The organism is uncultured Parasphingorhabdus sp., from assembly GCF_963677535.2.
GTDB lineage: Bacteria > Pseudomonadota > Alphaproteobacteria > Sphingomonadales > Sphingomonadaceae > Parasphingorhabdus.
Genome location: NZ_CAXXUT010000003.1, coordinates 172224 through 189081, shown reverse-complemented (window position 1 = coordinate 189081; position 16858 = coordinate 172224). Strand labels below are relative to the sequence as shown.

The 16858-nt window shown below is 52.5% G+C and carries 10 protein-coding genes and 1 pseudogene; 3 read left to right on the top strand and 8 right to left on the bottom strand.

Features of this window, described 5'->3' with window-relative positions:
• The first annotated feature begins 180 nt into the window (after positions 1-180).
• From ACHZCJ_RS07820 to ACHZCJ_RS07810, 3 genes and pseudogenes are all read left to right on the top strand, one after another.
• A pseudogene (locus ACHZCJ_RS07820) lies at positions 181-1244 on the top strand (IS3 family transposase).
• Between the two features lie 388 nt (positions 1245-1632).
• The gene (locus ACHZCJ_RS07815) at positions 1633-3060 is read left to right on the top strand and encodes an aldehyde dehydrogenase family protein (RefSeq protein WP_159647771.1); all 1428 of its coding nucleotides are present in this window, start codon (positions 1633-1635) and stop codon (positions 3058-3060) included.
• A 52-nt stretch (positions 3061-3112) separates the two neighbouring features.
• Positions 3113-4291, top strand: coding sequence for a CaiB/BaiF CoA-transferase family protein (locus tag ACHZCJ_RS07810; RefSeq protein WP_321325349.1), 1179 nt, complete (start codon positions 3113-3115; stop codon positions 4289-4291).
• Between the two features lie 5 nt (positions 4292-4296).
• Here the strand turns inward: ACHZCJ_RS07810 and ACHZCJ_RS07805 are convergent, their stop codons facing one another.
• The 8 genes from ACHZCJ_RS07805 to ACHZCJ_RS07770 form a co-directional block, all read right to left on the bottom strand.
• Positions 4297-6054, bottom strand: coding sequence for an amidohydrolase family protein (locus ACHZCJ_RS07805; RefSeq protein ID WP_321325347.1), 1758 nt, complete (start codon positions 6052-6054; stop codon positions 4297-4299).
• Between the two features lie 26 nt (positions 6055-6080).
• Positions 6081-7496 (bottom strand): aldehyde dehydrogenase family protein, encoded by a 1416-nt coding sequence (locus ACHZCJ_RS07800; RefSeq protein WP_321325345.1) that lies wholly within the window; start codon positions 7494-7496, stop codon positions 6081-6083.
• Positions 7497-7511: 15 nt separating this feature from the next.
• Positions 7512-8924 (bottom strand): MFS transporter, encoded by a 1413-nt coding sequence (locus tag ACHZCJ_RS07795; protein WP_159647774.1) that lies wholly within the window; start codon positions 8922-8924, stop codon positions 7512-7514.
• 279 nt (positions 8925-9203) lie between these two features.
• The gene (locus tag ACHZCJ_RS07790; protein ID WP_321325343.1) at positions 9204-10724 is read right to left on the bottom strand and encodes an acyl-CoA synthetase; all 1521 of its coding nucleotides are present in this window, start codon (positions 10722-10724) and stop codon (positions 9204-9206) included.
• Positions 10725-10727: 3 nt separating this feature from the next.
• Positions 10728-11921 carry an MFS transporter gene (locus ACHZCJ_RS07785; protein ID WP_321325340.1) on the bottom strand — a complete coding sequence of 398 codons (1194 nt, stop codon included), beginning with the start codon at positions 11919-11921 and terminating at the stop codon, positions 10728-10730.
• A 105-nt stretch (positions 11922-12026) separates the two neighbouring features.
• Positions 12027-13781, bottom strand: a complete 1755-nt coding sequence (locus ACHZCJ_RS07780) for an amidohydrolase family protein (protein WP_321325339.1) — start codon at positions 13779-13781, stop codon at positions 12027-12029.
• Positions 13782-13848: 67 nt separating this feature from the next.
• Complete coding sequence (locus ACHZCJ_RS07775; RefSeq protein WP_159647778.1) at positions 13849-14523, bottom strand: TetR/AcrR family transcriptional regulator; 675 nt, start codon at positions 14521-14523, stop codon at positions 13849-13851.
• 46 nt (positions 14524-14569) lie between these two features.
• A complete protein-coding gene (locus ACHZCJ_RS07770) occupies positions 14570-16720 on the bottom strand; it encodes a TonB-dependent receptor domain-containing protein (protein WP_321325336.1) in 2151 nt (716 codons plus the stop codon).
• Between the last annotated feature and the right edge of the window lie 138 nt (positions 16721-16858).

The window sequence follows — 16858 nt, the reverse complement described above, 5'->3', positions numbered from 1 at the left end:
GACAATTTGAGGCACGTGGCCGTTCAAAACAAGTAGGCGTTTGAGTTCTCCTGGTGATTGATCTCATTTCTCAACCAATCAGTTCTGGTGACCGAAACCGGGCGGTGACCTTCCCCCCTTAGAAGTGGTCCGGCTTGAGAGTTAGAGATACGGCTATTTGTCTTGAGAAAGAAAAGATGGATGGCACGTAAAAGATATACGGCAGAACAGATAATTGCGATGCGCCGGGAAGCTGAGGTTCGGCTTGCCGAGGGAGAGAAGACGGGATCGATATGCCGGGAGCTTGGTATATCGGAGCAGAGCTATTACCGCTGGCGCCATGAATATGGTGGTCTGAAAGTTAGCCAAGCTAAGGCGGCTCAAGGAGCTGGAGTAAGAGAACCAGCGACTCAGGAAAGCCGTCTCCAACCTGACGCTGGATGCGCTGATATTGAAAGAGGCGGTTGAGGGAAAGTATTAAACCCTTCACGTCGCAAAGATGCAGGGTTATCGGTCAGCACCGTTCTATCCAGCGCAGACGGGCTGTGGTCAGACCGGATGAGAAACCGCTAACGGCTGAGATCATTCGGCTGGCATGTAAACGCCTAGCGGGTGGAACGTATCTGGAGACGTGAAGGGCTGAAAGTACAGAAGAAGTAACCAAAGCGGGGAAGGCCATGGTTTAATGATGGCTCCTGCGTCAGGCTCCGGCCGCAGTATAAGGGGCATGTCTGGAGCTATGACTTTGTCGCCGACCGCACCCATGATGGCAAAGCGTTCCGCATGCTCACCGTCATTGATGAGCATAGCCGGGAGTGTCTGGCCATCTATGTGCAGCGCAAACTGAACAGCGATGATGTGCTGGCTGTTCTCACCGAGTTGTTCACCCGGTACGGGCCGCCAGCGCATATCAGATCAGATAACGGCGCTGAGTTTACCGCCCACGCTGTGCGCGACTGGTTGGGCCGGATCGGTGTCAAAACACTTTACATCGAACCGGGTAGCCCATGGGAGAATGGCTATAACGAGAGCTTCAACGGCAAACTCCGCGATGAGCTGCTGAACGGAGAAACTTCTACAGTCTAAAGGAGGCAATTATCGTGATCGAACGCTGGAGACAGCATTACAATACCGTGAGACCGTACAGCTCATTGGGCGGTAAACCACCCGCACCACAAACAATCTTGCCTTGTCCAACTGAACTGCCCGACGCTGCGCTCCGGTCAGTCCAGATGGATGGCTTTAACCGCCGTGCTCTAACTTGAGCACTGAACCACCTACTGGGGGCAGGTCATCCCGACTTCGAAGACGACACCGGAGCCCCCGTGACCTAAAACTGCAGCAGAAGGAAAAATCGCTACTCCAGCATCGCGGGCCAACATATTCGTATGATAAACGCCCGTATTGGCGATCTTTATCCGAATTTCATCGTTGTGGCGGCTTGATTTCGATTTCCTGAACATTGAGATCCTTGCTGTTGATCTGCGCGACTGCGGCCAAGATGCCCATGCAATATTCACCGGTTCTGGATTGTAAATTTAAATCCGACTAGAACAGAAACGCTCACCCTGAATAATCATACTATTGGCAGTTGTGATTCATTTGAGACCCGGAAAGAACATCCATCTGTTATTTTGCTCTATCGGGAAGAAGATGAAAAAATTTACGCATTTCATTCATGGGAAGCCGTTTGCCGACCCGAAGGCGAGTATCTTTGTAAGCAACTGTCCGCACTCCCGTCGCGCTGTAGCCGAGATCGCACTGGGCGACGCGGAAACGGTTGACAGGTCAATACGTTCCAATCTGGAGGCATTTGCCGAATGGCGAGACGTGGAACCTTTGCGGCGCGGACGGATATTGATTGATATCGGGCGCAAGATCAGAGAATCTGCCGATATGCTCGGCAAACTCGATGCAGAGCAAGCGGGAAAGGTACCGAAGCAGGGGCCGATAGAGGTGGAAGCGGCCGCGCAATATTTTGAATTTTATGGCGGCTTGACCACGCTGGATATGGGGGCAGTGATCAATAATGGTTCGGGCTATCATGCCTTCACCATGCGTGTACCCTATGGCGCGATTGGGGTGGTGACCCCTTGGAATGTTCCTCTGAACCAGAGCGCCCGCGGTATCGCGCCGGCGTTGGCGGCTGGCAACGTGGTGACTTGTAAGCCTTCGGAATATACATCCGGTACGGCCGTTGAACTCGCTAAGATCGCTGTGGAATGCGGATTGCCCCCCGGCGTTCTGAACGTGGTTTTGGGCACCGGGGCCGAATGCGGAAAGGCATTGGTCTCTCATCCCGATATCAGTAAGGTCACCTTTACGGGAAGCGTCCGCACCGGTCAGGAAATTGGCCATATCGCAGCCGACAGGATCATCCCATTAACCCTCGAACTGGGAGGGAAGTCAGCCAATATCATTTTTGAAGATGCCGATATCGATCTCGCCATCAAGGGCTCGCTAGCGGCTTTTACCAGCAATGCTGGCCAGATTTGTAGTGCAGGTTCAAGGCTGCTGGTAGCCCGTCCAATCTACGATGAGGTCGTCAAAAAAATCGTCGTAGCAGCAAGAAAACTGAAGATTGGTTCGAGTGATGATGCAGACGTGGGTGCAATTACGACCGAAGACCAGTTTCGCCGCATACAGGGGTTTTTTGCGATTGCCGAAAAGGATGGCGCGCGGCTGGAATGTGGCGGCGCGGATATGGGCGAAAAGGATTGGGGGGACGGTGCCTATATACCGGTTACGATTTATTCCGGTGTCACGCCCACAATGCGGATTGCAAGGGAAGAAATATTTGGTCCGGTACTTGGTATTATCCCGTTCGATACCGAGGAAGATGCAATCGAGATCGCAAATGATAGCGACTATGGTCTGGCAGCAGGCTTGTGGACAGAGAATTTGCGCAAGGCCCATCGCGTGGCGGCATCTATTGATGCCGGCTATATTACAGTAAACCACTATGACCCTTGTGTTCTTCTTCCATTCGGAGGCTTCAAGAAAAGTGGTTACGGGCGCGAGAAGGGCATTGAAGCGCTCCACCATTATTGTCAGATCAAAAGCATCAATATCAAGTTGTGATGCGATATCGTTATGCCAAGGGCAGACCAGCAGGTTTTTTGGAGAACGGATAATGCAGCCTCTCGAAGGAATTACCATTCTGGCCTTTGAACATGCTATCGCGGCACCATTTGCGTCGCGTCAGCTTGCAGAGCTTGGTGCGCGGGTTATCAAGGTAGAACGACCAGAGATCGGGGATTTTGCGCGAGGATATGATACGCGGGTCGACGGCCTTGCTTCTCATTTCGTCTGGACGAACAGATCGAAAGAGAGTTTGGCGCTGAATATCAAACATCCCGAGGCAGACAATATTCTGCACAGACTGCTGGAAAAATCCGACGTTCTTTTGCAGAATTTGGCGCCTGGCGCTGCGGCTCGGCTCGGGCTGTCTTTTGAATCGCTCCACGCCCAATATCCACAGCTTATCGTTTGCGATATTTCCGGATACGGAAATGACGGCCCCGACAAGATGCGCAAGGCATACGACCTACTCATTCAGTCTGAATCGGGCTTCTTGTCGATCACCGGGACAGAAGGGGAGACCGCCAAGGCGGGCATTTCCATCGCTGATATTGCAGCGGGAATGTATGCCTACACCAATATCCTGACTGCAATTATCCAGCGTGGAAAAACCGGCAGGGGCAGCCATATAGATATATCCATGCTTGAAGCGATGGCGGAATGGATGTCCTATCCCATGTATTATGCCTATCAGGGTGCTCCTCCACCGCCGCGTGCGGGGTCCTCCCACGCCACGATATTCCCCTATGGAGCATTCCCGACTCGCGATAACAAAAGTGTTTTTATCGGTCTTCAGAACGAGCGGGAATGGGCGGTTTTTTGTGAACAGATCCTCAGTTGCAAGGATCTGCTGCAGGACCCCCGTTTCAAGGGGAATGGTCTGCGCCTCGAACACAAGGACGATTTGACAAAAACTATCGTCGAAGTGTTTTCGAGTATAGATTCCGATGATCTGATTAACATGCTGGATGAAGCGGGTATCGCCAATGCACGGATGAATGATATGGCAGGGCTTTGGGAGCACGCTCAGTTAAAGGCACGCGACCGCTGGCGAGAAGTTTCAACGTCAGCCGGTTTGATCCCGGCGCTAAGGCCACCCGGCGGACTGGATGGGATGGAACCAGATATGGGAGCTGTTCCCGATGTTGGCGAGCATAGCCAGACGATATTGCTGGAACTTGGCTACTCGGCGAGCGAGATCGACGCGCTCGCCGAGGCAGGAGCAATATAGCGCGCCTAGCTGCGTACCAGTCTTCCGGGGCGCTCTCCCGTATCCTGGTCATTCTCGCGGATCATTACGCCGTTGCAAAATGTCGCCTTATAGCCGGTTATCGGCTGCATCAATCGCGTACCGCCTGCGGGCAGGTCATGGTGCGCCACGGGCGGGGCAACCGACAGATTTTGATAATCAATCACGTTGATATCTGCGCGCTTGCCCACCTCCAGCGACCCGCGATCATTAAATCCATAGAGCGCAGCATTACGGGCGGTTTGCTTGTGAACCAGATATTCAACCGGAATTGTATTCCCTTTTTTGCGGTCTCTTGACCAATAACTGAGTTGGGTCGACGGCATCGTCGCATCGCAAATCAGTGTCACATGAGCGCCGGCATCGCTAAGACCCGTGACCGTATCGGGATGTGTCAGCATTTCGCCAATCACGTCAAGGCTTTCGGGCAGGTTCGCGCGACTGAAAGATGCAAATTGAGTGCCGTCGCCTTCGACCATATAATCGTACAGATATTCCAGCGGTTCCTTATTTACCGCTTTTGCAAGATGACCGATCGAAGATTCTGGACCAGCCTCCAGATCGATAGGATTGGCCATCGGATATAATATGTCGGCATTTTGCCGAAACAGACCCGCAACATGTTCCATCGACCCTGGAGCTTCATGAGGCACGGCCTTTTCAGACATGATGATCCGTTTCATCTCTGGATCCCGCATGGCTTTGGCCCGTTCGGCAATCGGCAACTTCGCCATTTTCTCCATATATGTCGGCGCGCGCATGAAGGCGTGATAGGAACTCAGCCCATGCAAATAACCGATAATCCGCGAAGGTACCTGAGGAAACAATTGCGCGCCTGCGGCATTGGCCTGATGAGTTTTTTCCAGCAGGTGGCGCCATAGGTCGGGATAATAATCGCGAGTTTCGACCAAGGTGAAAGTTACCGGTCGACCACTTTCCTCGGAGCATCGTCGCAGTAACTCAAGCTCTTCTTCAGGCGCATTGCGCTCGCCGCCCAGCATGGCTAGTTCACCAACCGCTCCGGCGGGAATGGCTTCAATCACACCCTTGCCGAGCTTTCTCATTCGGCGTGCGATTTCCAGCAGCTCCTCGTCAGCGGCAAATGTTCCCGGAACCGGCTCTCCCCAAAGAGAACGGTGCCCGATGGTGCGGGACGTCGAGAAGCCGACCGCACCTGCATCGATAGCCTCTTCGACCAGCGTCGCTATATTGTCAATTTCCTCGGGCGTGGCATCTTCGTTTGTCCGCCCGCGTTCGCCCATGGCATAATAGCGGACGGCACCATGCGCAATTTGTGCGCCGACATCAATCGCATATTCCCGCGATCCGATATAATCCATATAATCGCCAAAACTTTCCCATTTGCCCCATTCTATACCTTCATAAAGTGCTGTGCCGGGAATGTCCTCGACGCCCTCCATGAGTTCGATCAGCGCCTGCTCTTTCCCGGGTCTGACCGGAGCAAAACCAACGCCGCAATTACCCATGACGACGGTCGTCGTACCGTTGTGGGAAGATGGAGCAAGTTCATCGTCCCAGCTTACCTGTCCGTCATAATGGGTGTGAACGTCGACCCAGCCAGGCGTGACCATAGCGCCTTCGGCATCAATCGTGCGCTTGGCTTCGCCTTTTACCGAAGGGCCAACGGCGGTAATCTTTCCGCCGCTAATGGCAATGTCGCCGATATAGGGGGTGTCGCCTAGTCCGTCGACTATTTTGCCGCCGCGAATAATTACATCATACATAGTGTGGATCCTGTCTAGATAGTCGATTAGCGCGCGAGATAAACGGCTTGCGGCGCCATATATTCCAGCAGCCCATCCATGCCGTTTTCAACGCCAAAGCCGCTTTGTTTATGTCCGCCAAAGGCTGTGTCGGGGCGCAACATAAGGTTCTGGTTGATCCAGACAGTACCCGTCTCAATACGCCGAGCGATCTCCATCGCCTTGTCGGTGTCTTTTGACCATATCGCCCCAGCAAGACCATAGTCGCTGTTGTTGGCGCGTTCGATGACGTCATCAATATCAGAGAATTTCAGCATCGGCAAAATCGGTCCGAAGGCTTCTTCCTGCACTACCCTGGAGTCTTCAGGTGGATTATCGACAATCGTGATTGGAATGAAATAGCCACCATTTTTCGGGACTGCCGACCCCTGAATCATCGTGAGCTCGGTGTCGCGGGCGTCTTTCATCAAATCAAGTACCCGCTCATACTGCCGTTGATTCTGGATCGGTCCGAGCACAGTTCCCTGTTCTGTGCCATCACCTACCTTTGTGGCCTCAGCAATGGCGGCGAGCCGGTCGCGCAAATCGTCATAGATTATCTCGTGCACATAGAGCCGCTTTGTCGCAACACAGATTTGTGATGTGTTAAAAAATGCGCCAAAGAAAATTTTCGCTGCCACCTCATCCAGATCAACGTCCGGCATGACAATCGCTGCATCGTTCCCGCCGAGTTCCAATGTGAGCCTTTTTAGCCCTTTTGACGCGGATTCCATCACTCGCTTTCCGGTGGCAGTCGAGCCCGTGAATGATATTTTCGCAAAGCCGGGATGCGATGTCATCATTGGCCCCAAATCATCACCACCAGAGATGACGTTGAAAACGCCGGGGGGGAATATTCCGTTGAGCAACTGTCCGATTTTCAATGTGCACAGGGGCGTAAATGGCGATGGTTTCAAAACCATCGTGTTCCCTGCTACAAGAGCGGGCGCAACTTTCCACATCGCGAGATTAACCGGAAAATTCCATGGCGCAATAGCGCAAATAACGCCCAATGGAACATAGCGTGTCTCGACAAACTCTGTTTCCGTATCCGCCGAGACGTGCACCGGCGGGGTCATTTCCGCCACGGCATGCATCCAAGTGCCTGCACCTTGGATCTCCATTGCGGCCGCATCAACAGGCCGTCCCTGTTCGCGGGTAAACAAGCGGCTAAGTTCCGCGGCGTGTTCGATCAACAGATCACCCGCCTTGCGAACCATTGCCTGGCGCTCCTTAATCGGCGTATCGCGCCAGTTCCTGAAAGCAGATTGAGCGGCGGTGACGGCTTCATCCAGTTGTTCGGCGGAACAGTCAGGCGCTTCGGCAAATATTTTGCCATTGGCCGGATTAATGACTTTTATCACCTTCTCAGATAGCACCGCCTTGCCGTCGATCGTCATTGCATAATCGTCATTCACAGTCATTCTCCATGGGTAATTTCATCGTTGGAAAGGTCTATCCGGATCACTTTTGGTCAGAGTCGCTTTCATTCGGATTTGCGCACGCCAGAAGTGAAACGCGCCCCAGATGTTGAACAGCGCCAATATTGCCAAGGCTTTCTGCAAAGAACTTGCTTCTACCTCCGCCGCCCCGCCTGAAAAAATATCCGATACGACACCCACAAAAACCGGGCCTAGGCCCAAACCGAACAAGCCTGCGAAGAGCAGCCAGATGGCCATCGCTAATGCCCGTGTCTGATCGCTGGCAAGCAGTTGGATAGTGGAAAAATTGGGGCCGTAATTGAAGGTGAAAGCAAAGGTGGGGATTGCGAGCAGCAGAAAAGCGATATTGGCCGATGGGGCATAGATTGCAAAATACATTCCAGGCGTAGCTGCGAGGAGGATAACGGCGCTGGCAAGCAAGGATCCTGCGGGCATTCTGACGTTCAAATAATCGCCGACCTTACCGCCTATCCAAGCTCCGCCGCTTCCGGATATTGCGACCATGACCCCGAGCTTCCATCCCAGTTCCGTATAGCCAATGCCGTGCACGCGGACGAACAGCCCAGCATAAAAACTAGCGAGGCCATAGGACACGAACGAAATGATGATGCCGGCACCAACCAGATGCCAATAGGCTGGTTTTCTGGACAGTTCTGAAATCGCCGTGCGCAGGCTAGTCTCGCTCTCCTTCGGCTTGAAAGCGTCCGCTAGGCGCGGCTTTCCCCTAGGGTCTGGTACGGTAAACCACATCAGCGCGGCAATGAAAAGTCCCGGTATTCCGGCAATGACGAAAGCCATGCGCCAGCCGATGTTTTCCACCATCCATCCACCGCCGGTATAGGCAATGAACGAGCCAATCGGTACCGACATGCCCAGAATTCCGAGTGCGCCTGCGCGCCGTTCGGGAGGAAAAAGATCTGCAATCAGTGAATGGGAGGCTGGTGATGATCCCGCTTCTCCGACCCCAACACCAATTCTTGCCACAAACAATTGCACGAAGTTGACTGCCACGCCGCACAATATAGTCATGAACGACCAGATCGATATGGCAATTGCAATGATCCGGCTCCGGTTCCAACGGTCAGCAAGTGCTGCCACGGGTATAGCCAGTGTTGTGTAGAAAAGTGCAAATGACAATCCCGTCATCAAACCGATCTGGCTATCGCTGAGACCCATATCCCGCTTGATCGCCTCGGCCAGAATCGAGATCATTTGCCGGTCAACAAAGTTGAGCATCGTTACCAGAAAAAGGACTGTCAGCACATAATTAGGGCGTTTGTTTTTCGCGATATCGAGTGTCTCGGCTGGAAGGGATGAGATTGGGGGGATGACTTTGTTGGGAAGGCTTGATGCTGCTGGTGAACTGCAACCCGTTCTTGTATCACTGGGATTTTGCTGATGGAATTTCATATTCGATTTTCCGATCTCTTGGTGTGTGGTTTAACCACGGGGGCGGAGCGGGATTGCTTATCCGTCCAAGGTGATTGTAGGCGTCTCGAAATCGTACAAGTCCCAACGGGCATACTATTAGAACTATATATTCCAGCCTGCGCCGGGCAACGGAATCTCATTATAAAACGTGCCGTTAGCGAGGCTCCAGAACGAATGGAATCGAGCAATATCCTGCGATTTGCCTCAAGGGTCGCAGTGATTCCGCCTCCGCCAAATCGATCTGCGTACTTTTCCGGGCTAAGCATGGCCCGACCAATATTTTTTCCTGATTTCCTGTTTATACAGCTTGCCGGTCTCGTGTCGGGGTAGTTGGCGTTCAAAATCTATCGACTTGGGACATTTGAAATGACTCAGCTTTTCCCGGCAATAGCTGATCAGCCTATCGGCCAATTCGTCGCCTTGAGCCTCCCAGTGGACAGGTTGTACGACCGCTTTGACCTCTTCGCCCATTTCGACGTGGGGAATGCCGATAACCGCTACGTCCGTGACCTCCGGATGCTGGATCAGCAGGTTCTCGACCTCTTGAGGATAAATATTGACGCCACCCGAAATGATCATGAAACTCTTGCGATCTGTCAGATAGAGATAAGAATCCTCATCAACCCTTCCGATATCACCCATGGTCGTCCAGCCATTGTGAAACGGATGTCGAGCTTCGCGCGTTTTCTTTTCATCGTTGTAATAAGCAAATTCGTTACCGCCTTCGAAATAGATCAGACCGGCTTCACCAGTAGGTAATTCATGACCAGATTCATCACAAATGTGGATCGGTCCGTTGTCCGATTTTCCGACCGACCCTGGCTTGCGCAGCCATTCCTCGGGACCGATTGACGTGCTCCCATTGCCTTCTGAACCAGCGTAATATTCGTAGATGATCGGCCCCAGCCAATCGAGCATCGCATGCTTCACTTCGATTGGGCAGGGAGCGGCGGCGTGGAGAACGGCCTTCAGCGACGAAATATCATATTGTTTGCGCGCCTCTTCGGAAAGCTTGAGCAAGCGGATAAACATGGTCGGGACCATCTGAATGAATGCAACCCGATATTCTTCGATCCATTGCAGCATTTGCTCCGCATCGAATTTTGGCATCAAAACAATTTTCGATCCCGCTCTTTGCGGCATAGTTGAAAATATCAACGGTGCAGCGTGATATAGCGGGGCCGGCGTCAGTAGTACGGCTTTGTCGTCAAACCCATATTGCCGGGCCAGAGCTTCCGCCCGCGGTACGGCGGCAGTGGCAGGCATGTCAGGTAGAGTTATCCTGACTCCTTTCGGCCGGCCGGTGGTGCCGGACGAGTAGACCATCTGCACGCCAGCCAGTTCGTCGCTGATCGGAGTAATCGGAAACTTGGCAATCGTCTTGCTCCAGTCGCCAAGGTTGAGACGAATTACGTCTGCAATCGACTCTTTTTCATCCTCCAGAATATGATCGGCGGCACTGACGGCCGGATCACAAATCAGCAATTTCGCGCCGCTGTCATTGATGATATAGAGAGCATCATCGATGGTGAACTGGGTCGATATAGGCACGATGAACAGACCGGAGCGCTGTGCCGCCCAGTAAATCTCGAAAAATTCTGTTCTGTTGGTCATCCAGAGCGCCATTGCATCCCGGTTTTGTAATCCCAGTGAACGGAAATAATGCGCGCCCTGATTGGCTCTGTATTCAAGATCCCGATAGGTGAGGGCGCCAGACCCATCGCCCATTATGGCAGCGATATTTTCAGGATGGCTGTTTGCAAATACGCGCGGGTGCATGGACTATATCACTCCTTGCAGCTTTGCGTTACGCAAGCTGTCTGCTTTGAAGGTTGCCGTTGCCATCAGGCTCATTCCAACGGCGAGCATGATTACGACGAACCAGCCCAGAGCACCGAATCCGCTCGCATCAGCAACCGCGCCTGCAGCTACTGGCCCTAGAGCGCCGCCCATGGTTGCAAAGGCGGGTTGGGCTCCGGCCAGCTTTCCTGTCGGATCAACAACCGAAAGCCCCCCAAGGAAAAACGGCAGCAATATCGCTGGCAATACCATGATCATCGGTACGCTGAGATAAAAGCCTAATTTGTCACCTCCTGTGGCAACAGCAAGAACGGCCACGCAAAACAGAAAACCAATCAGAACCAGGGGCTTCGTAGATCCAAAGCGCGGGCCAACCATACCGGCGGCAATCGGTCCGACAATTGTCAGCAGCCCGCTAAAGAAAAAGATCGTTCCTAACGTCGCCAAGGAAACATCTATTCTGGCACCTATACGCTCGACAAACGCAGCAATGCCCGCTTGTCCGAAAAAGAAAATCCCCAGTCCCAGCAAGGCAATCCAGCCAGTATGTTCTTGCAGCCTGCCCGATGCTCCTTTGCCGCGCGAAGTGGCTGACGGCATTTCATGAGGAGGTGCCTTGATGTTTGGAACCATCGGGACCAAGAGCAATGCCAATAGTGAAAGCGTGGTGTACAGGCCATAAGCTCCGTCCAGTCCATCGCGCAAAATGAAATAGGGTACGGTCAACCCCATCATGGAGATAAAAGCACCTGCGCAACCGTTGACCCATCCAAATGTCATCTCAGGTTTGGGTGTGCGAGCGGCGGTTGCCATAACTGCGCTGATCACTGTTCCTATACCAAGTCCGGCAACTATCCGGCATCCGATCATGGCCGGAATGCTCTCCGCGACTAGGGTAAGGACATTGCCCGCAGCGACAAAAGCAAGCCCGGCAAATAATAATGTTCTCAGATAATATTTGGATATCAGTCGGGAACAGACTAACGCGGCGATCGATACTGCGATCCCTTCTGCCGATATCACCAAGCCAGCTTCTACGCGGCTGGCACCGAAAGCCGAAATTATGGTCCCGATATTGAACGCCACGGTTAGCGGAGCGGCAAAAGCGCACATAAATAGAACAAGCAAAGCGGCCAGTTGACGGGGTTTTAGGGTTACAGTCGATGCCTCGGTCAAAATGCAGGACTTTCGCAGTTCCGGTCGTAGCGATATGTCATGTAAAACCCTTTGTAATAGCTGACCCAAGTTGGAGAACCCGGCACGCTCCTGAACGCCAGACATCTAGCCGCGAAGCAGTTGCCCCGGTCTTGCGCCGGTGTCCCTGTCGTTTTCTCTGGTTTTGACGCCATTTACGAAGGTTGCGATATAGCCTTTTGCCGGTTGTAATATGCGTTTGCCCCCGGCTGGAAGATCGGCCTGAACCTCCAGGCCAAGCAGCTGCAGCTCTTCAAAATCTATGACATTGATGTCCGCACATTTGCCGACTTCCAGTGATCCCCTATCATGCAAGCCATAAAGCTGGGCGTTCTTGTAACTCTGCTTCTGCACGATAAACTCAAGCGGGATTCGTTGTCCCCGCGTTCGGTCGCGACTCCAGTGGGTCATTTGATAGGTCGGTGCCACACCGTCGAATATCAGGGTCACATGCGCCCCAGCATCGCTAAGGCCTGTTACCGTTTCGGGATGCGACAGCATTTCATAGATCGCATCATGGTTATAGCTGCAGAAATTGCTGCTGAGCATGATAGCAAAACGGGAACCGTCATCCTGAATCAGGAAATCATACATATATTCTTCATAGTCCTGATTTGCCCGTTTTGCCCGTTCCGCAAAACTCTTGTCGGGTGTCGGCTCATAGTCGATTGGATCTTCAATCTCGAACAGAACAGCGCCGGCAATCTTGAAAACCTCGTGCACGTTTTCCATCGTGCCTGGTAACTCCGGTTTGATGTTCCTGTCGGATAATATCGCCGCACGGACATCCGGTTTTTTCATTTCTGTCAACATTTCATCGAAAGGCAGTTCTGCCAGCCGCAGAAAGGTCTCGCGCCGTTGAAAGAGGTGGTAGGTCTTGAGGTTGGTTACCAACCCGATTGGGCGCGATGCGACTTGTGGATGAAGATTTGCGCCGTTCTGATTGGCGGTCGAGACCTGATCCAGTATTCGTCGCCACTCTTCTTGCGCCTCGGCATGCTGGAGCAGTGTGAACGTGACCGGTCTCCCGGTCGCTTTGGAAATCCGAGTCATCAGATCCAGTTCTTCTTCGGTGCTCCGCTGTTCGCCACCAAATTGTTCGAGATCGCCAATCACACCGGCCGGGATAAGTTCAAAAACTCCCTTATCGAGCGACTTCATAGCGTCAGTGAGGGCAATCACCTCCTCTTCCGCAGCAAAGGTGCCAGGAATGGATACTCCTTTGGTCGACCGATGACCGATGGTGCGTGATGAGGAGAACCCGAGCGCACCTGCCTTCAGGCCTCCGGCTACAATGTCTCTCATTTTCGCAATGTCATCGGCCGTTGCCGGTTCATTGGTACGGCCACGCTCGCCCATAACATAGTTGCGCACCGCAGCATGGGGAATCTGGGTCCCAATGTTCAGCGCATATTTACGGGAATCGATATAATCCAGATATTCGGGAAAAGTCTCCCAGGCTCCCCATTCTATGCCCTCGTAAAGGGCGGTGCCGGGTATGTCTTCAACGCCCTCCATCACTTCGATGAGATCACGTTCCCCACCGGGAGAGACGGGCGCAAACCCAACCCCGCAATTCCCCATAACGACCGATGTCACGCCGTGACTGGCCGACGGATTCATCTCGTCGTCCCAGCTGATCTGGCCGTCATAATGCGTGTGAATGTCGACAAAGCCGGGCGTCACTATTGCACCTGCGGCATTGAGAACTGCTTTGGCGTCGGCCACGATGGCGTCCCCCAGTTCGACGATCAGCCCATCCTTGATACCGATATCGCCAATCCGGGGCGCGCCGCCCAGGCCATCGACTATCGTGCCGCCTTTTATCAGAGTGTCGAGCATTTTCATCCTTTCAATCCGCACTCAACCAACCGAAACCGATTACGGCCACCGGGAGGGAAAGCACGCGCTAGTTCACATCGGACAATTTTGTTTTGTCTTGTGCCGATTTTTTTGAATCCGTTTGTTCTGTATTTTCGGGTAGCATCATGATCTTGAGCATTGTTTCGATATGCTGTTCGATCACAGCATCATCAAAAACATCAATATCAAATGTCCGTTTGATTTCCGGTGCCATTAGAAAGATGTTTTTGGCCGCAGCCACATTGATATAGTGTAAGTGCATCGGAGGTACGTCGCTGTTGTAAACGCCTTGTTCCTGGGCAAGCGCAACGCGAGCAATGGCCCGGGATGTAAAAGGCCGGATGAAGTTTTCCGTCAGCCAATCAAGTCGTTCACTTTCGTGCATCGTCTCGAAGAATATAATACGGCTCAATTCCGGGTGGTGCGCCGAGAAGCGAATGTAATGCGTGGCGCTGTTGATAACCTGCTCGCGCGGCGTCATGTCTTTCCATTTTGCTTCATCCTGATGGACCGATTTTTCGAGTTCGCCGTAAAGATAGGCAACGGTGGCTCGCCACAGTTCATCCTTGCTCGAATAATGATATTTTATCGAACCATGATTGACCCCGGCTTCATCTGCAATCTTGCGTACGGACGTTCCGGCAAAGCCAAATCTTCCAAATTGCACGACGGCTGCTGCCAGCAGTTTTGAGCGTGTATTGAACTCTAGTCCGGTTTCCATAATTTCCTCGCAATCGGTGGTAGGTTTTCCCTTCCACCATGCTTTTCTAGAATCCCTTTGTCACCCGAATACCCCATTGTTGCGGTTCGCCGACTATACGGTTGGAGATACCACCAAACAGACCGAGTGCGACTCCACCAACATAATATTCCTTGTCGAGTATGTTGGTGCCGAAAACGGCGATGTTGAGGCCGCCCCATTGTTCGACATCAAGATCAATCTGGCCATTTAGAAGGCCAAAAGATGGAACAGACCCTTCTCCTGGAGCCAATATGGCAATAACCGACGGTGCTGCGAGAACGTCTTCTCCGATCCAGAAATAATTGGCCTGGATTCCAAGCGTCGCTGAATCCGACACATAAAATTCATATCGACCGTTCAGGCTATACTGCCATTCTGGGCCGCCCAGCGGTTCGTTTGTACGATCGATCTGGTTGCCGGCCGCATCGAAATCGAGAAATTCGTCGAACTGGGCATTTGTATAGCCGACGGTGGCGCCAAAAGACAAACCGTCAAATGGGGCGACGTGAAGCTCCCCTTCAAACCCCCATATGGTTGCTTCGGCGGCGTTGCGCAGTACCGTGGTAGGTACACCAGTCGTGCCAATGCTATCCGGGTCAAAGGCGGTGCGTTGAATATCGGTATAATCGCTATAAAATACGGACGAATTGAAGCGCACGCGATTGTCAAACAGGTCAGCTTTGAGGCCTAACTCATAATTCAGGACATATTCCGGGTTGACTATGGTCGCCAGATTGTCCTGATCTACAGCGCCGCTTCGAAAGCCGCGAGATACGCTGGCATAAAATAATGTTTCGTCGGTAGGCTTGAAGTCGAGGCTGGCTAACCATGACAATGCATCGAAACTGGCACTATTTTGTAGCAGCCCGGTTACGACCGGCGAAATATCCCGAACTTCTCGATCTTCGTTTGTATAGCGAAGGCCAAGGGTAAACTGTAATTGGTCGGTGATCGCAAAACTGTTTTGCGTGAATAAAGACCAGCCCTCATTTTTGGCCGCGGTGGTTTGGAAACCACCCACATTGTCGATATCTTCACCAGTTTCCGTCGAGTAAAATCCTCCGACCTGCCACGTCAACCGGTCGTCGAATGCCTGTCCCGACAACCGGATCTCCTGAGCAAACAGATCTGAATTTTGCCCTAGTGTTACGGAAGTTGATGGCGCAGATTGTACCAGAGTCAAAGAATTTTGTTTGCGATAGCTTGTAATGGACTGCAGATTGGCATTGCCAATTTCAAGATTAGCGGTGGCGTTGATATTGAATTCATCGGAGCGGGCAAACGGCGCTTCCGTTCGGAAATCACTGCCAGCGTAAAAATCGGGGTCCGTTGTTTCCAGCGCAATCGGTATGACGGCAAATCCGAGATCAAGAAAAGCCGATCTCAGCGACCGGAAAATCGAAATCGATTCATCAACGTCATGATAGTCGGCGTTAACGCGAACAGAGAATGTGTCGCTCGGTTCGTACAACAACGAGCCACGGAGAAATATTTCATTATCATCTGCCAATTCCCGACCGGTAGCTACGCCGCGACCAAAGCCGTCACGATGTGTCAAGGCGGCGCCAAGTCGAATGCCAAGCTGATCCTGGACAAGTGGGATATTGGCAACCAGTTGGGCATCGGTACGGTCATACGACCCATATGTGAATTGCCCATAGCCGTTAATTTCATCTAGCTCGGGGCCCTTGGTCACAACATTGACAGCGCCACCAGTCGTATTCTTGCCATACAGTGTGCCTTGCGGTCCCTTCAAAACCTCTATCCGTTCGATATCAAAGAGATTTGTGAACAGGCTTGTGCCGCGTGTGATCGGCGCGTTGTTGATGGAAATGCCCACGGCCTGATCGGCGTTGAGCGTAAGGAAGCCGGAGGTTTGTCCGCGAATGGTAAGATTGGCGAACAATGCTCCGGTCGTGCCGCGGGGGCGTACATCAAAATTGGGAGTCAGTCGTGAAATATCTGAAAATTCGGAGAGTCCGGCTTCTTCAAATGTCTCGCCCGAGAAAGCTGTCACGGCTACCGGCACATCCTGTAGATTTTCTTCTACCTTCCGCGCAGTCACCACGATTTCGGTGTTTTGCGCAAGGGCAGGTGCGCTCGCCGTCGCTACAACAGTGCCTGCTGCAAGCGCTAAAAGACTTACATGTATTTTTCTTGTTGATACGTGGTGCATATATTTTCCCCTCCTAAAGTTCGCGGTTGATTGTCCAAAATCTCCCTTGTTTGCCAAGTGTCAGATATTTGGTGCAACGTGATATGCAGCCGTGAACTATTCGAGCGTTGAGCTATCTTGCCAATTTCCTAACCACCA

Excerpts from the sequence above, each read along its gene's own strand:
- ACHZCJ_RS07795 (WP_159647774.1), bottom strand. The coding sequence starts at position 8,924 with ATGAAATTCCATCAGCAAAATCCCAGTGATACAAGAACGGGTTGCAGT.
- ACHZCJ_RS07790 (WP_321325343.1), bottom strand. The coding sequence starts at position 10,724 with ATGCACCCGCGCGTATTTGCAAACAGCCATCCTGAAAATATCGCTGCC.
- ACHZCJ_RS07780 (WP_321325339.1), bottom strand. The coding sequence starts at position 13,781 with ATGCTCGACACTCTGATAAAAGGCGGCACGATAGTCGATGGCCTGGGC.
- ACHZCJ_RS07800 (WP_321325345.1), bottom strand. The coding sequence starts at position 7,496 with ATGACTGTGAATGACGATTATGCAATGACGATCGACGGCAAGGCGGTG.
- ACHZCJ_RS07805 (WP_321325347.1), bottom strand. The coding sequence starts at position 6,054 with ATGTATGATGTAATTATTCGCGGCGGCAAAATAGTCGACGGACTAGGC.
- ACHZCJ_RS07775 (WP_159647778.1), bottom strand. The coding sequence starts at position 14,523 with ATGGAAACCGGACTAGAGTTCAATACACGCTCAAAACTGCTGGCAGCA.
- ACHZCJ_RS07810 (WP_321325349.1), top strand. The coding sequence starts at position 3,113 with ATGCAGCCTCTCGAAGGAATTACCATTCTGGCCTTTGAACATGCTATC.
- ACHZCJ_RS07770 (WP_321325336.1), bottom strand. The coding sequence starts at position 16,720 with ATGCACCACGTATCAACAAGAAAAATACATGTAAGTCTTTTAGCGCTT.
- ACHZCJ_RS07815 (WP_159647771.1), top strand. The coding sequence starts at position 1,633 with ATGAAAAAATTTACGCATTTCATTCATGGGAAGCCGTTTGCCGACCCG.